A 15,960-nucleotide genomic window follows, 5' to 3' on the forward strand; every position below is an offset into this window, starting at 1 on the left:
CCCCGTCTACCTGCACGAACACCTCCCAAGACCTGTGCCGCTACGGCTTTGTGTTCGTCCCGGAAAATTCCGTAGCACAAACTGTTGCAGCGCTACGAATAGTGCGCTACAGTTGCAGCAACACGATGCTTCACCGTTCGGAAGGACCCACCCGTGACCGCGACCATGGCGATCGAATTCCTCTTCACGGCCGCCACCCAGGCGCCCGATCGGCTCATCATCGCCAACACCCTGACCCGCGTCGCCTTGGCCGGCTCTCCGCGCTGGCAAGAGCACGCCACGCAGGTGCGCGGCCGCAGCGCCGCGCTGCGCCGCTCGATCGTGCCGCGCCGCCGCTCGATGATGCACGGGACGGCACTGGCGGCATGCTGAGCGGCGAGCCGGCCAATCGCCGTACACACCGGGATGCGGGCTCGGTGTACGCGGATGATGCTGCGCAACAGGCCCTCAGCGATTTTGCGACGCGAAAACCGCCCGCGCGCTTGCAGTTCGGTGACACCGTAACGGGCAAATTCGCCCCCCGAACCGGCGCATCATCACAGCGCACCGCAAAGATACTGGGGCACAAGGCGAATGACACCGCACGCGCCGCCACAGGCGCTGTGGCACGGTCCGTGGTATTTGCCGCCGGCGCCCAAGATGGCCACCGGCCGTGGCGCGCACCGCTTCTCAGCAGCGACGTGGCCGGCCGGTTTTCACGCTCACCCGGTTTGCGCGGGTCTGGAAAAAGTGCGGCCGCATCTGCGGTGTCGCAGTTAAGCTATGCTCCTGGCTCGCAAGCCTGCTTGGTTGAGATTTTGCTCGCGGCGACCGTGCTGCGGCCCCAACGAAAGAGGAGATCTCTATGACTTTCCGGTCTCGTGCCGGTGTAATCGCCGTATCCGCCGTCGTCGCGGTGATGCTGGCGCTCACTGGCTGCTCGACTTCCGGCAAGAATGCCGGGTCGGGCCCCGCCACGAGCGCGAACCAGTCGGATGCCGCGAACATCGTCAAGCAAGCCGCCGACGCCATGCGCAAGGTCTCCGGGGCCCACATGAACCTGACCGCCCAGGGCGACATCCCCAACCTCAAGGTCGCCGAAGTCGACGGCGACATGTCCACCAAGCCCAAGCCGGTAGCCACCGGTACGGCGAAGGTGAGCCTCGGCAAGGAGGGCGGCGATCAAACCGTGAAGTTCGTCTACGTCGACGACCACTTCTACTCCGACCTCGGCGAGCCCGGTAAGTACACCGATTTCGGCAACGGCGCGTCGATCTACAACATCGGGGCGGTCCTCGACCCGGACAAGGGACTGGCCAATGTGCTGGCCAACATGAAGGACCCGAAGAGCGCCGGCAACGAGCAGGTCAATGGCATCGCCACGACGAAGATCACCGGAACCTGCTCATCGAGCGACATTGCGCTGCTGGCGGGCTCGCCCAAGAAGCCGGAGCAGGAAACGCAGATGCCCGTCGCGGTCTGGATCGCCACCGACGGCTCGTATCACCTGGTGAAGGCGGAGCTGACTCCGGTGTCGAATTCGACGATCACGATGAACCTTTCCGAGTGGGGCAAGCAGGTCACCGCCACCAAGCCGGTCTAGTTCTTGTGCTGACCAAATCGCAAGGATCACAACTGTTTTCATGTATTCACCGGGTCACTGGCCGGGGAAAGGAACCATCATGGCAATGACCGCTCGACGAGCTGCGGTCTGCATCGCAGTCGCCGGCGCCGCACTGGTGGGGGCGACGATCACCCCCGCGAGCCCCGCGGCGCACGCGGCGATCTACTACGGCGCGATCGCGTACTCCTCCAACGGCTCGTGGGGCCGAACGGCGGACTGGGAAACACGTCAGGCCGCCGAACAGCTCGCCGTCGGCGCGTGTGGCTACACCGACTGCAAAGTGCTGTCCAGCTTCACCGGCTGCGGCGCCGTCGCAAACGACGGTCGCTACTACCAGGGCGGGGTTGGGCCCACCATTACCGCTGCCATGGCGGACGCCAAATCGCGGCTTCCCGGCAGCTGGATCGATACCTGGATCTGCAACTGAGCGCGCGGGTCCCGATCCGCGAAAGGGTGCGACGGCGCCCGGACCTTACCGGGAGTTGCTATGGCCGCCAACGCCGGTTTCGCGCCAACCGGTGGCGGTACGCTAACGCCGGCGCTACCGGCGCATGTGGCGATGGCGCGCAGCGCAGAGGAACGGAGGGACCATGAGCGCACCGGAGGGACCCGAACACACCCGGCCGTGGACGCCTTCACAGTCGGGTGGTCCATCGGAGGAGGAGACGAGGCCCGCGCAGCGGCCCGAGCAGGCCGGTTCAGAGCAAGCGGCAGGCCAGCAGTCCGACAATGCCGATGCGACCCGCGCCTGGGGGCCGTCGGCCCAGCCGCAGCAGCCCGAGCAGGCCGGGCAGCAGTCCGGTAACGCTGATGCGACCCGGGCGTGGGGCCCGTCGGCTCCGCCGCAGCAGGCCGGTTCAGAGCAAGCGGCGGGCCAGCAGCCCGGCAACGCCGACGCGACCCGCGCCTGGGGGCAGCCGGCACCGCCACAGCCGTCATACCAGCCGCCGGCCGCGCCATACCAGCAGAGCCAATCGGAGTCGCAACAAACGGCGCAATACCAGCAGTCGTCGCCTTCGGCAGGCCAGCACCAGCAGTACGGGCAGCCACCCGGCTACCCGCAGCAGCCGGGCCAGGGCGCCCCGCAGTACGGCCAGCCGCAGGCCCAGTACGGCGGTTGGAACGCACAGCCTCAAGGAGCTCCGCAGTTCGGCGACGCATTCGGACCGGGCGGGGCTCCCAAGCGCTCCAAGCGTTCCAAGGGCCGCATCGCCGCGGTGGCCGGAGCGCTGCTGCTCATCGTCGTCGTGGCGGCGGCGGTTGTGGGCTTCTTCATGCGCGACTATTTCTTCACCAAGAAGCTCGACATCAGCAAGGCCCAGGACGGCGTTCAGCAGATTCTGACCGACCAGACAAACGGATACGGGGTCAAGAACGTCCAGGGCGTCAAGTGCAACAACGGTCAGAACCCGACCGTGAAAAAGGGTGACACCTTCAACTGCGAGGTCACCATCGACGGCACCAAGCGGCAAGTGACCGTCACGTTCCACGACGACAAAGGTGCCTACGAGGTCGGCAGACCCAAGTGACCACCCGCTCGACAGCTGTCGGCAGGTGACGAAACACGTTGCCGCTCAGGTGTTGTGACACGCCGGCTTTAGCCCGGCTTGCCCGGTCCTCACTGGCGAATACCTCGGTAGGACGCAACCGATAGCAATAGACCTACGCTCCAGGCTGAATAGTGCTCACCGGCCGGGGCTGGCGGACCAGCCGCAGATAGCAAGGGCCGTGACCTCGCAAAGACGCACCGATCGCACACTGCACCGGCCCTGCGTTTCTGCATGACACCATGTAAATATGCCGAAGACCGTGCAGATCCGTGGCATCGATGACGATGTGTATGCAGGGTTGTGCGTCGCGCCGGCGAGGAAGGGATCACGGTCCCTGAACTGCTGCGCCGTGAAGCCGCTCGGCTAGCGGCACGACCATCGGTCGCGCAGCCGACACGCCTGGGCAGTCGGGATCGCCACACTAATACGGCGCCGCATGTGATCGACGTGGAAGTAACGGGAGTGATCCGCGCTCAGCATCTGCGTGGCCAGCTGGACGGTACTGCCGCCGGACAAGCGGTGACCGACCTGCGCGAGTGGCCCGGGCGAGCGGTTCGGACACCAGTGGCTGCTCGGGCGGGCGTGGCAATTACGGGACTCGGTGCGAGGTTGGGATGCTTTCTACGTCGCGCTGGCCGAGGCATTCGATGCGGCGCTGCTGACGTTGGACGCGCGGCTTGCCCGCGCGCACGGCCCGACCTGCCGAATCGAGGTGGTCGGTTCCGCGACCGATTGATCGATGCTAGCCCCGCCACAACCCAATCCATTGATCGACTTAAGCCAGCATGGCCCGCCGACGGACTGGCCACCATCGCCGCCGACCCGCTCGGCACACCAGCGCCAACCCAGCGCGCTACCGTTACTACGCTGCTGATTTGACGCAGAGACCGAACACTTCAGTGCTGGAATCGGAGACCGCGGCAACCAACATGGCCACGTCGACATCTCGGGCGCTGCTGGCGGCGGCGTGTGCAGCGGCTCTGGTTGGCTGCAGCTCAACGGTGACCGGTGTGGCGCTCACCGAATCGCCGAGCGCCGATCACGCCGACGTGGCGCTGATGGATACCGGCAACTACCGCACCACCGCAGGTCCCCCGATCGGGAAGGCGGGAAAGAACGCCATTGCCGGGCCCGCCCTGGAAGCCATGCGCATGGCGCCCTATGTCACCGGCCCATGGGTGGTAGACAGCGCGCTGAACAAGCCGGAGGCCGTGCCCACCCGACCGCTGCCCGATGCAAAAAGTTTGACGCTGGTCCTCGGTGATCCTTTCCACCGGGTCGACGGCGGCCCGCTGCCGGATATCGCTGCGGCGCATGGGTTTATCGCGGGGTTTTCCACCGCGCGCAGCTCGCAACCTCCCGACCCGCCGCAGGCAATGATCAACGCGGTGCTGCGGTTCCCCGACGCTGATGCTGCCGCGGCGGCTGCCGCCGAGCTGGTCGCCAAAAATCCTCAACGCGGCACCGCCCCGGCAGAACCCATTCCCGTGCCCAGCCACCCCGAGTCGACCGCATCGACGTACACCGACGCGGCCGGATCGTCAGTGGTGCAAAGCTTCACCGCCCACGGACCGTTTGTGCTCTACCAATTCGTGCGGATTTCCCGCGAGCCGCACCATGCGGCCCTGATGGCTGCATCCGCCCTCGATGTGCAAGAACCCGCGATCGACCGTTTCGAACCGACCGATCCGGCCAAGCTGGCCGATCTGCCGATCGACCCAAGCGGATACCTTGAAGCGCGCACCCTGGCCGCGCCGGACCGCAAGTACGCGGTCCTCAACACCGGGGTGTATGCACCGCGCGGTGCCCTGCATTTCGAACGCGACCCGATCGAATCGGCCCGGCTCTTCGAGACCGCCGGCGTCGAATGGGTATCTCAACTGCTGGTCGAGGTGTATCAAACCCACAACGCCGCCGGGGCGGCCCGCATCGTTGACCGCTTCGCCGGCGATCTGAGTGCGCTGCCCGGCGTCGAACCGAGCGCCCCGGTTGCCGGCCTGCCGGTGGCCAGCTGCTTCGAACAGCCCGTCGGCTGGGAGCCGATCACCAACCTTGCCGAACGCGGCTACAAGACATCGAAGTGGCATTTTGCCTGCGTCGCCCGCGCCGACCGCTACGCCTACATCGCCTACTCCGACACCGAAACCGACGTCAAACAGCAAGTCTCGGCGCAGTATCGGATCCTGGCCGGCAAATAGAGCCTGGCTCACCGCACACCTGTGCCAACGGGATAGGCCGGCCGACGCCGCCACCCCGCTTACCGGCGCAGTGCAACGGTCTACGCGCATATGCTACGATATAACCGTAGAGATGCTACGGTAGTGATGCAACATAACTCGGCTTTCCAGGTGTCGGCGACCCCTGCGCGCAGCGAGGAGGAATAGGCGATGTTCGAGCGATTTGTCCCTCGAGCGCGCCGGGCCGTCGCGTTGGCCGGGGAGTCCGCTCGCGCCTGGGGCCACGACCACATCGGCACTGCCCATCTGCTCGCGGCGGTGCTTCGCGACGAAGACAGCATCGCCGCCGAAACGCTGGCCGCACTGGGTGTGGCCTCCGACGACGTGCGGGACAGGGTCGACTCGGCATTGGGCCGCGGCCAGCGGACACGACGGGGCTACATCCCGTTCACGCCCAATATGAAAGCAGTTCTGGAAAACTGTGTTGCCCAAGCGAATCGGCGGGACCACTATCATGTCGACATCGAGCACCTTCTGCTTGCGCTGATCGAAATCGAAGGCACCGCAGGGCATTTGCTGCTGGAGCTGGGCTTGCAGCCGGAACGATTGCGCCAACTTCTGTCCCAGCGATGGGCCACCTGAGATGGACATGACGGTGTCATCGCGCGAGCCCGCGCATCTGCTGACAGCTATCCAAAGCTACTCCGGCCCAGTCGTTTTAATACACAGCTTCTCGGCGATGCTGCCGAGATTTCGCCGACCGCGATGCAATCGCGTCGAGTGCATGGAAATTGGTGCCGAGACGCGGCTGCGGCGCGACTTACGATTTTTGGTCAGTGCCCACCGGGCTGACACCACCGGCGCCCGCCATCGGGCGCCATTCATACGGGAGGTAATGCGGTGACCGAATGGTCTTATGAGGGCAATGGTTACGCGCCGGCCCCGTCCGATACGGATTTGGCCGCAGCGCCCCAGCCGGATCAGCAGTTCGCAGCAAGCGAACACTACCGCGCGCACGATCAGTGGTGGGCGCCCCCGCAGCCGACGGTCGTGCCGCAGGCTGTTCCAACGCAGGGCGGCTGGCCCCCATTCGCCCCGGCGCACTATGGCCCGCCCCGCAAATCCCGCGCACCACTGGTGATCACGCTGGGTGTGATCGCGGTGGCCGTGACCGTGATGGTGGTAGCGGTGATCGCGGTCCGTGCGATTGGCCTCGGCATCGGTGGTGAAGGATCGCCCAGCGACACGGTGAAGGGCTATCTGGAGGCGCTGTCGCGCGGCGATGCCGACACCGCCCTGTCCTACAGCAATGATCAGCCGGCGTCGAAGGAGTTCCTGACCGACGACGTGCTCAAACGACAGATCACCAAGTGGCCGATCACCAACATCCGAATCCTCAACGCCGCCGACGCCGATCACAGCTTCGGCTTCGCAGAAGTGCACGCGGTGGCAACCTTCGGCGACCAAACGTCGGATACGACGTTGAGCGTCAAGAAAGTCGACGGCCACTGGAAGCTTGACAGCGCCACCATCAAGCTCGATCTGTCCAATCCCGGCGGGATGGACAACCAGGCCCTGCAGACTCTCACCATCTTCGGCCGACCCGCAGGCCAGTCCGCCGCATACGTGTTCCCCGGCTGGGTCGACCTCGGGTCGTCCAACGCAAACCTGGCCGTCAAATCCAAACCGATGCTGCTGGACAGCCTTCGTAGTACTGGGGGCCTGTACCTTTCCGATGTCACGTTCGAGTTGAGTGACGCCGGCAAGGCCGCGGTGATGTCCGCACTGGCGAAAAGCCTTGAAGGATGCACGGCATCGCCGATGTTGGCACCACCGAACTGCCCGCAGAACGACTACGACCCGTCGATCGTCGACGGAACCGTGGTCTGGGGCACGCCGGACCTAAGCGGCGTCAAGGTCGGCTTTTTCGACCCGTACCGGCTGCAGGCGACGATCGCCGGCCCGATCGTCTTCCCGCTCACCGCGCAGGCCCGCGCCGGCGGCACCAAGCAGGCCACTACCACCAGTTTCATTTCGGCCACGGCAGATGTGTCCACGAGTCCACCGCAGATCACGGCGCGGTAGACGCTCAACAGTGATGGAGATAGCGGCGAAATGTCCAGCGGTGCAAGCGATACACACACCATAGTGGAGCCTTTGCGGCGCGACCACGGCGACTGCCCCCGCCAAAGCACCGCAAGCCGACCGCCTTCCCGCCGTGCCGTCCGGGCGCTGGCCGGCGTAATTCTCCTCGCATGTGGCCTGATGGCATCAGCCTGGTTGCCGCTCAACCACTTCGGGGTGGTCGGACCGCGGCATGACTGTGCCGTGGTGGCGAAATTCTTCCGCTACTGGACGGAATCCGTCGGTGCGGTCAATGCCGAGGACAACACCGACGACCCGCTCACTATCGCCGACCGTTATGTGGCGATAGGTGACCACGTGCGCGCCATGGCAAAGTCTGTCTCCTCACCCGCAATCAAAGACCACTTGAACAAGTGGGCGGACGGTATGGCAATCATGTCTCGGCTGCAGCGCGATTCGGGCAACCGGCCAGCCGAGATCACGCTCCCACCAGATGAACTCGCCGACGCCGTCGAGGCGGGACACCTGCTGTTCGGCAGCGCCGAAGCATTGCGCAAGTCCTGTCCCGACGCGGCGCCGCGCAGCTGACACCCGACCGTTTGCGGCCCTCACCGCACGGTGGCGCCCAGGGACCTTAGCTCAGCGCGCTGACCTTGTTCATCATGGCGTGCGCGACGTCGATGGCGGCGGTGTTGATGTCGGCGGACTTGCTGCGCCGGGGCTGCTTGTCATTGCCGGGGCCTTCGCTGAAGAAGGTCACCTCGACGTCGACGAGGCAGTTCACCCGCACACCGACGGCACGCGCCTTCCAGATCAACACGATGTGGGTATCCGCCACGGTCGCTGCCACAACGGAATTGACCGCCCGCACGTTGCTGACCTGGTAATCAAAATTGCGGTCACGAACGCTTCGGCCGTCGCAGCGGTGCCACTGCTCACTGGCTGTCGCGAAGGCTGTGTCGGCGGCACCGGCGCCCGGTAGCGCGATGACAGCTTCGTGCACGGCGATGATCGCCGGGTTCTCCTCATAGCCGCTGGCATTCCACCAGCTCTCGTCGGCGACCTGCTCAACCTTTGCGTCTGCGTAGGCGTCCTTGGTCAGCATGGAGGTCACCCCGGTGCATTCGGGCGGCGAAGCAGCCGATTCGTACAGCAGGTTGGCGCCGCCGAACCGGGGCGGCAGGTTCGGATTGTCTTTGTAGGACTGGTCGAACATCTTGCCCAGCTGCTGATTGTCGAGAAGCACCTGCTTGACGGTGTCGCCGGTGAGCGGGCGCGGTGTAATGCCCGGGGCCGGGCGCACCGCGCCGGCGACAACGTTCGTGCAGCCGGTCCCCACCGCGAGCACCACCAGCATCGACGACACCATCCGGCCGGCGGCACTGACCACCTTGTGGATTCCCGTTGTTCTGGGTTCAGACTGAGGCGCTCTCAGCCGACCGGCCCGCAGGCGGCTTCTGCGGGCGGCGATGTGGCTACCGTTGTTAAGCGACAACGGCATTCGGCTTCGTGGGACACCTCACGCCTGCCCGGGCCGGGCCGGCTCGGCTTGCCGGCGGGCGATCCGGCGCAGTTTGCGAATGGCGGATGCGTTTTGCGCCAGGGAAATCCAGTTCATCAGCAGCGCCGACGTCAGGCTCCACCAGCCGGCCGTCAGGTTGTGCGTCTGTGCGTCGCGGTAGGCGCGCTCACAGTCGGCCAGCGTGCCGTGCACCCGGTAGGTCCGGTTGTGCCACAGCAACAGCATCCCGGTGTGCTTGACCAGCGAGATCCAGTACGGGCCGGAACCGCCGCCCTGCGGCGGCATCGGATAGTGCGGCGCCGCAGCCGGGTAGCCCGCCGGGGCGGGGTAGTGCACGCCGGTGCCGTAGCCGGCAGGGGCCGGGTAGGCGGACGGCCCATAGTGGCCCGGCGGCGCGGGATATCCGGGCGGCGGCCCAGGATAGGGCGGTCGGGGGTAGTAGGGGTCGGTCATCGCGGTTCTCCCGGGTTCGGCTGGGCACATACACGATAACGGCCCCCTGAGGTGCGGGGCTGCACCAATTTTTCCGCAGGGTCGGCCGGCCCCGACCGGCGCCCGGTGCCGGCATTGCGGCGACATCGCGTCCGCCCAGACCCAGCCGCTGAATTACGGTGTACGGGTGGGTGTCTGCGCGCAGCGTTACAGCGATGGGAAGCCCAACCGCCAGACGCCTGCTACCAGCGGGGAGGCTCCTGCGGCGAGGGCGGCCGGTAAGTCGGCGGTGCCGGCCAGAAATTGGGGGGAGGGCCCGGCGGGCGGGCGCCGTAGCGCTGCGGATCCGGATACGGCTGCGGAGGCGCACCCATCGGCGGGGGCCCGTACTGCGGCCCGAATGGAACCTGTTGGGGTACAGGGCCATAGCCGGGCGGCGGAGGCCCGTAACGTCGGGGCCCCGGGGCTTCGGGTACGCCCCACCTTTCAGGATCCTGCGCGGCGGCCCGGCGCGAGGCGACCATGCCCGCAATCACGATGAAGCCGACGACCGTAATAGCCATGCCCGACCACAGGTTCCATGATCTCGTCTGCTCGAAGGTCGAACCGGGCCCCCTACCGCGACCGTGTTTGCAATGGTCACCGGGATGGATCACCACATAGGTGCACAGGGCGCTGTCGCTGGGCAGTATGACGTAGCTGCCCAACGGCACCAGGCCGAACAAGACCACGATCAAGATCCCGGTAATGAGCCCACTACCGCGACGCCGTCGCATAGCGTGCTTCTGAGACGGGCTCGGGGTCATGTCCGCCTGGCCTTTCCGCTCGGGAGCTGCGCGCACTCAGCCTAACGCGCCGCCGGCGCCCCGACGCGCACCTTTGCCCGGGCCCCTTTCACGTTGGTGAGCTTGGTCGAACCTCATTAGCCGCCCCACCAGGCCCGATACGTGCGGGTGAGCCAACGGTTCACCGCATCGTAATCGGCCCGCTCAGGCAGGTCGGCGCCCATCGTGAGCTCTGCCAATTCGCCACGCAGAGCTTCGATTTCGTCCACAACAGTGTGCTGTGCGAGCCGTCCATGCCGGATATCGAGCAGGCGCGACCGCGACGGCTCAGGAATCGGCAGCGTGATGCGGCCGGTGCTAAGCAGCTTGATGCCCTGCATTCCCAGCCGGACCGCGTGATATGCGAATTTTGTGTCGTAGCCGTACTTTTCGACCAGCTCCGGCCGCCCCGAGCCGCCGAAGGCACGGTCGCGCTGGCGCTGTAGATAGCCGATGAAGCGGGTGCCGGCCTGGCGAGACACGAACAGATGCGCTTGAGCACGCAGTTCCCTTCCCGGCCAAGCGATCTCGACGATCTCGCTGGCCGGCGCGAACAGCGGCAGCAGCACCGTCGGATTGCCGGCGACCGCCAGTGTGGCCCACTTGCGCAGCGAATAGACGACCAGGTCCAGGTCGCCGGGACCCGACCGGACGTGTTCGGGCTGGGTGCGGTATTCGTACTGCTCGAAGCGGCGCAGACCGATCACGTACTCGGGCGGTTCAATGCACAGGCCCATCTCGTCGCGGTCGTCCTGGCTATCGACGGTGACGCCGTGCAGTCCCGACCCGACCTGAACACGCAACACGGTGTTCGCCTCGGCGATAGCGCGCTTTTCGCGGGTGTCGTGCTTCATCGCACGCCCTGACAGCCCCGGCAGGCGGAGCCGTCGAGCCGGTGCCGCGCGTAACCCACCACCGGTTTGGCCTACCACCCACCCCTGGCCGTCGGCAACTCGGCCCGCGATCAAATCGTTGCACAGCACCAGATCAGCTGCGCCCCTCTCATAGCAGGCCCGTGAGTCCCGGGTGGGGAGGAGATCCGCTCCGCAGCCCGTCCCGTCGCTGAGATATGCGCATTTAGCTGGGGAAACGCCGTTTGACACGCCACGGCTGCGCCTGTCCGGCAGGGCGCGGTCCAAAATTCGCGCGCACCGACCGAATCGTAGCGCTGCTACAGTTATATATCGCACTGCAACGCAATAGAGACGGCTTCGCGATGAAAGGAACCCGATGACCGCGACCCTGGCGACTGGACGCCCTGCCGGTTTGGCCGGCGGTGCCCATCGCGACCCGGCGGCCGGCGGCTGCCGGCAGCCCCGGGACGCCCGGCGCCGGACCGCCGTGGCTGCCGCGCGGTGGCGCTGCCTGCCGCCCTGGCGGCTCTGGTGGTTGGGGTCCTACTCGCAATCGTCGCCCGGACCGTCTCACTAGGGGTTGCCCTGCAGGTGGGCTGGGTGGCGGTGCTGGGCATGGCGGAGCTGCTCACCGGCAGCCGGGCGGCATGGATGTCCGGCGCCCGGCGCCGGATGCGCAACGTGGCGTTCGCCCTGGTGAACCATGTGCTGGTGCCGCCGGTGGGTTTGTGGTGTGTGCACTGGCTCGCCGCGGGCAGTCCCGGCCACGGGGTCGGCGCCCTCCCTGGTTACGTCGGGGTGCCGTTGGCGATCGTCGTCTTTGATTTTGCCGGGTACTGGGTGCATCGGTTCAGCCACCGAAGCACGCTGCTGTGGCGGTTCCACCAGGTCCACCATCTCGATGAGGATTTCGATTTCACTCTGGGTTTCCGGATCCACGCCGTGGACTCGATGATCAACCAGGTTGTGCTGGTGGCACTGGCCGCGGCGCTGGGGATCCCGGCCGCCTACCTGGGAGTCTTTTCAACCCTGGCGTTTTTTGTGTCGTTGTTTTTGCACGCCGACATCGCTATCGCAGCCAACATCGAGACACCGCTGAGATGGCTGATCGTCACTCCGGTACTGCACGTGGCCCACCACCACGATCAGATCCACGACACCGACACCAATTTCGGCTTCGTCTTCCCGTGGTGGGACCGCATGTTCGGGACATACAACACGCGTTCGCGTACCCCGCGCTGGCGGATCGGCTTGGACTACTCGCACGATCTCGGCTTCATCCGCCTGCTGATCCAGCCATTCATCCCCGCGCCCCTCAAAGGCAGCGCGCCGCAACCCGTTTCAGCCGCCTGAGCTCGTCAGCGCGCGCCGGACGACGGCGCCGCGCCCTGCTGCGGGCGAGCGCGACGGATTCTGCGCCGCGCGAAGCAGCCGAACGGTACTGTTCGGATCGGTGACCGGGGGCTTCGCGGGCCGCCGTCACGTCGAGGAAAGGTGGCGCGAATGTCTGCGCTCCGAAGTGCCTTGTCCGCGGTAAGCAAGTCGGCCGCGGTGCTGTGCTGTGTCGTGATCGCGATGTCGGCGTGCTCTCGACCCGCAGCAACGTCGGCGAGCCCCAGCCCGCCCGCACCCTCGACGCGCGCCGGCACGCCCGCAGCGCCTGCGCCGGAGCTCGACGCCGACACGCTGCTGGTCAGCGTCGAGGACACGCGGCGCATCGCCAACAACGACAGCCTGCAGCAGGCCGACTCGGGCGTGGCGCATCGGCCCGCGCATTTCGATTCGGATGCTCCGCCGCCCTGCCAGGCGGCCAACGACCAGCAAGCCACCTTCGGCACTGACTGGCAGCAGTTTCGCTCCGCCGCCTACACCGCGGTCGTGGCCGGGCCGAGCTCCGTGGTCGACGGCAAGCTATACCCGGGCGCCAACAAGATGCTAGATGTCGTGCAGAGCGTCGGTGTCTATTCGCCGGCGGCCGCGCGGGCCGCATTCGAACGCTTGATTCCGACGCTGAAAGCCTGCGCTGCGCTGCATGTGCGCTATCACGACTACACGGTGAACATGCCGGACCCCGACACGGTGGTACTCACCTACCCGGATCCGGAAACGTCATCGATGTTTCGGGTGAAATCCTCAGTGCTCATGCAGGTCTGGGCGCTGGGGTTCCCGAATTCGCAAGACATCGCCCAGACCATCGTCCAGACGATCACCGACCGAATCCCGCAGTGAGCCTTCCCGTTTGAGCTCCTTGAACGCCACCGTGATACCCCAGATGCCCATCGCAAAGACGACGACGGCCCAGCGCGATGAGCCCAAGCGCGAACGTCACCCACGCGCCACTGACTATGAGTTCGCCGTGACTGCGCGCCGTCATTTGACGGGATTCCCAAGGACCGCCATGCCCAGGACGATGACACCCGCACTCCAGGGCAGTCCGAGCTTGGGATCACGGCAGCGGGGCGTGAACCTGTTCTCTAGTCGGCCGTTTCCGTTCCACCAGATACCTGCTCTTGTCGGTCAGCGGGGAGCTTGGGGGGCTTGGTAGCTGGTCGTCGTCTGCTGCGGCGGATTCGCGTGATGCAGCGCGGCGTTCACGGCGGAGCTCCAGCTCGAGCTCGGCCAGGGTGGCCATGATGGCGGCTATGGCCCCCCGTGGGCGTGGCGGCGTCGATTCCTCCGCGTAAGGTGCGCAGCAGGATTCGCCGCTCCGCCGAGCTCGGCGATAGTGCGCGCGACCGTGGCGAGGGAGCGGCCAAGTCGATCGATTGCCGCAACCACGATGGTGTCGCCGGCGTCCCATCGGTGGGCATCACTATGGGAACCTTCTGCTCTGCACTGGCTCATCTGGCAGCACAACCCGACTGCAGAGTCCATCTTCTCCCGGCAGCCCTCGGCGTTGACGCCGGTGGCGATCAGGGTGGCAGCCTGCGACTTGGAAGGCCTTGTCACTCTGAGTGTTTCGACAAGACGTTCCATCCGCCGTGTCGATAGCCTCGGCAGGCGACCCCCCACGCTGGTTCAGCGCCCGCTCGGCGCGCTTGCGGCGCTCCAACAGCTTTTGGCAATTACCATTTATTTGACGGTGAAGGCAGGTGCTTGTGAGTTTGATTCATGCCGAACTGGCCGAAAAGCTCGACTCCGGTCATGACGCAGTGCTGTTGGCTATGGACGACGCCGGGGTCAACGAGGTGCTGGCTGCGGTGACGCAGGCGGCCCAGGACGGATCAGCTCGTCTGGACCACGGCGCAACGACTCACCTATTCCGCATCGAAGCGGGCGCGGCAGGCGTTGAGTTCCACGACGGCGCCGTAGTGTGGCGGCTCGACTCCGCCAAAGCCGCAGAACTCATCCAATTGCTGAATTCGATGGTCGATTCCGGGATTCCCGAAGGTCACCACTACCTCGAAGGTATGTCCACGCCAACAGAGACGGTTGTTCTCTCGCGAAATGAACACCCACCGAACCTGCTTCCGCCTGACGCTGTATTCCCCCCTCCCACCCCAACGTGTTGAGGGAGCGGAGGGATCTCCCGGTAGTGCGGCGCAGGAGGAGCCATGAATGACTGCGCGCGAGCCCTCAGAGTAGGTCGCTTCGTCGCGTTACTTGGTGCACTCGTTTTGACAGCTACCGCGTGCCAGGCGAACAACCCGCCCGCGGCCACGACTTCACCGGCGAAGGTGCATGACTCGCTGATGGCCTACACGAGTCCGAGGTCAACTCCTTGGTGGCAGCCCGGTGAGGTGAGTTTCACTGTGGCGCAGGGCTTGACCCGAATCGCGAACTGGACCAAACAGGTCAGCGGGTCCAGGTTCGTTGGTCTCAGCAGCCCGTCATTCACGACGGACGGAAAGTATGCCTTTGCCAAGTACAGCGATGAGCAGGCCGGCCGATCCCCTTACGACGGCGGAGATATCCACGCCGAGTTGGTGTGGGTGGAGGTGGCCAGCGCGAAAGTGCACGAGTCGCCGATCCCGGCCCGATCCCGAACACCTGATCAGCAGCCGTCCCGGCCGGGAGCCCCGTACGCGCTGCAGGGCAGCACAGTGGTCTGGCAAGGCCCAGTCACGCCCGACACCGCTGATGGGCCCGTAACGGTGATGCAACTAGATCTCAGCCAACCCACGGCGGCCCCCAGCACGTGGCGCACCATCCAGCTGCCCGCCCATAGCCGCGAACACCGACCACCGCCGATCCTCGATCGGGATTTCACCGCAAAAGTGGTCGGTGCCGGTCACGGACGCGTGGCGATCGCCCGCAAAGACGGCGCCGACGTCGGCGTCACCGCTGACCGCCTATTCCTCGTCGAAACTGATGGCGCAGTCCGCGACCTAGGTCACCTGCCCACCACCTCCTGGGCCAACGCGGTGTTCAGCCCCGACGGAACCCATTTCGCCTACGAGACCGGTAAGACAGGCGAATCTGGTCACTGCGACATACACCAGGTCACCGTATTCGACTCGGTAACAGGGCGACCGGCAGCCGATTTTCCCCCCGGGCCGTTCAACCTCACTCCCAGGCCATATTTCTATGGCAATGACAAGGCTGCTTTGTGGTGGACGCCGGACGGGAAATTACGCGCCACTGGCAGCGCCGACAGCTGCCCCAAGGACCAGTCCAAGCCCACCAACGATGGCGGCGTGTGGGAGCTGAAGGACTCTCAATGGACGCAGATCGACCCGGCCGGAACCTACCGCGACTTCCCAATGCCACATGGCCGGGCCGCAGTGATCGCTCAACGGGAGCTGCCGCCTAATGAGCAAAAACCGAACGAACGATCAACCGTCCCAAGTCTATTCATTCGCGACAACGGGCGGCTAGTCTACATCGCCAACGTCGAGCCGACTGCGCTCGCAGTCGCACCGACCTAGGGGACGATGAGCAGACACAGAAGTGGCAGCAGATGCGACACACCA

17 protein-coding genes and 1 pseudogene are annotated in these 15,960 nt (G+C 65.7%); 13 read left to right on the forward strand and 5 right to left on the reverse strand.

Annotated elements, in window-relative coordinates; genetic code table 11:
* Positions 1-153 precede the first annotated feature (153 nt).
* The 9 genes from G6N47_RS26715 (at position 154) to G6N47_RS26755 (ending at position 8,003) form a co-directional block, all read left to right on the forward strand.
* Positions 154-372: a hypothetical protein gene (locus G6N47_RS26715; RefSeq protein WP_083132734.1), complete on the forward strand. Its 219-nt coding sequence runs from the start codon at positions 154-156 to the stop codon at positions 370-372.
* Between the two features lie 472 nt (positions 373-844).
* Positions 845-1,582: an LppX_LprAFG lipoprotein gene (locus G6N47_RS26720; protein ID WP_083132735.1), complete on the forward strand. Its 738-nt coding sequence runs from the start codon at positions 845-847 to the stop codon at positions 1,580-1,582.
* Positions 1,583-1,661: 79 nt separating this feature from the next.
* Complete coding sequence (locus G6N47_RS26725) at positions 1,662-2,030, forward strand: DUF4189 domain-containing protein (protein WP_083132736.1); 369 nt, start codon at positions 1,662-1,664, stop codon at positions 2,028-2,030.
* A gap of 163 nt (positions 2,031-2,193) precedes the next feature.
* Complete coding sequence (locus tag G6N47_RS26730) at positions 2,194-3,132, forward strand: DUF4333 domain-containing protein (RefSeq protein WP_083132737.1); 939 nt, start codon at positions 2,194-2,196, stop codon at positions 3,130-3,132.
* 622 nt (positions 3,133-3,754) lie between these two features.
* Complete coding sequence (locus tag G6N47_RS30115; protein ID WP_264007162.1) at positions 3,755-3,889, forward strand: hypothetical protein; 135 nt, start codon at positions 3,755-3,757, stop codon at positions 3,887-3,889.
* 139 nt (positions 3,890-4,028) lie between these two features.
* Entirely contained in the window at positions 4,029-5,351 is a 1,323-nt protein-coding gene (locus tag G6N47_RS26740) for a DUF7373 family lipoprotein (protein WP_139799584.1), read from the forward strand.
* Positions 5,352-5,540: 189 nt separating this feature from the next.
* Positions 5,541-5,972 (forward strand): Clp protease N-terminal domain-containing protein, encoded by a 432-nt coding sequence (locus G6N47_RS26745; RefSeq protein ID WP_083132739.1) that lies wholly within the window; start codon positions 5,541-5,543, stop codon positions 5,970-5,972.
* A 258-nt stretch (positions 5,973-6,230) separates the two neighbouring features.
* A complete protein-coding gene (locus G6N47_RS26750) occupies positions 6,231-7,415 on the forward strand; it encodes a DUF4878 domain-containing protein (protein ID WP_083132740.1) in 1,185 nt (394 codons plus the stop codon).
* A 180-nt stretch (positions 7,416-7,595) separates the two neighbouring features.
* Positions 7,596-8,003: a hypothetical protein gene (locus tag G6N47_RS26755; RefSeq protein ID WP_083132741.1), complete on the forward strand. Its 408-nt coding sequence runs from the start codon at positions 7,596-7,598 to the stop codon at positions 8,001-8,003.
* Positions 8,004-8,049: 46 nt separating this feature from the next.
* Here the strand turns inward: G6N47_RS26755 and G6N47_RS26760 are convergent, their stop codons facing one another.
* The 4 genes from G6N47_RS26760 to G6N47_RS26775 all read right to left on the reverse strand — a co-directional run bounded on the left by G6N47_RS26760 (position 8,050) and on the right by G6N47_RS26775 (position 11,047).
* Positions 8,050-8,805, reverse strand: a complete 756-nt coding sequence (locus tag G6N47_RS26760; protein ID WP_163659909.1) for a sensor domain-containing protein — start codon at positions 8,803-8,805, stop codon at positions 8,050-8,052.
* A 129-nt stretch (positions 8,806-8,934) separates the two neighbouring features.
* Positions 8,935-9,390 (reverse strand): hypothetical protein, encoded by a 456-nt coding sequence (locus tag G6N47_RS26765; protein WP_083132743.1) that lies wholly within the window; start codon positions 9,388-9,390, stop codon positions 8,935-8,937.
* A gap of 221 nt (positions 9,391-9,611) precedes the next feature.
* The gene (locus G6N47_RS29370) at positions 9,612-10,145 is read right to left on the reverse strand and encodes a hypothetical protein (protein WP_179966478.1); all 534 of its coding nucleotides are present in this window, start codon (positions 10,143-10,145) and stop codon (positions 9,612-9,614) included.
* Positions 10,146-10,291: 146 nt separating this feature from the next.
* Positions 10,292-11,047, reverse strand: coding sequence for a nucleotidyltransferase domain-containing protein (locus tag G6N47_RS26775; RefSeq protein WP_083132744.1), 756 nt, complete (start codon positions 11,045-11,047; stop codon positions 10,292-10,294).
* A gap of 501 nt (positions 11,048-11,548) precedes the next feature.
* Here G6N47_RS26775 and G6N47_RS26780 point away from each other — a divergent pair.
* Both G6N47_RS26780 and G6N47_RS26785 read left to right on the forward strand, forming a co-directional pair.
* On the forward strand, positions 11,549-12,400 hold the full coding sequence (locus tag G6N47_RS26780; protein ID WP_139799585.1) for a sterol desaturase family protein: 852 nt from the start codon (positions 11,549-11,551) through the stop codon (positions 12,398-12,400).
* Between the two features lie 150 nt (positions 12,401-12,550).
* Entirely contained in the window at positions 12,551-13,276 is a 726-nt protein-coding gene (locus tag G6N47_RS26785; RefSeq protein WP_083132746.1) for a sensor domain-containing protein, read from the forward strand.
* Positions 13,277-13,548: 272 nt separating this feature from the next.
* On the opposite strand, the pseudogene G6N47_RS29970 reads toward G6N47_RS26785, so the two are convergent.
* Positions 13,549-13,837, reverse strand: a pseudogene (locus G6N47_RS29970) (recombinase family protein); the annotation flags it as partial.
* Between the two features lie 308 nt (positions 13,838-14,145).
* Here G6N47_RS29970 and G6N47_RS26795 point away from each other — a divergent pair.
* Positions 14,146-14,559: a hypothetical protein gene (locus tag G6N47_RS26795; RefSeq protein ID WP_083132747.1), complete on the forward strand. Its 414-nt coding sequence runs from the start codon at positions 14,146-14,148 to the stop codon at positions 14,557-14,559.
* A 228-nt stretch (positions 14,560-14,787) separates the two neighbouring features.
* Entirely contained in the window at positions 14,788-15,915 is a 1,128-nt protein-coding gene (locus G6N47_RS26800) for a WD40 repeat domain-containing protein (RefSeq protein ID WP_083132748.1), read from the forward strand.
* Positions 15,916-15,960: the final 45 nt, after the last annotated feature.

This window comes from Mycobacterium branderi (assembly GCF_010728725.1).
Lineage (GTDB): Bacteria > Actinomycetota > Actinomycetes > Mycobacteriales > Mycobacteriaceae > Mycobacterium > Mycobacterium branderi.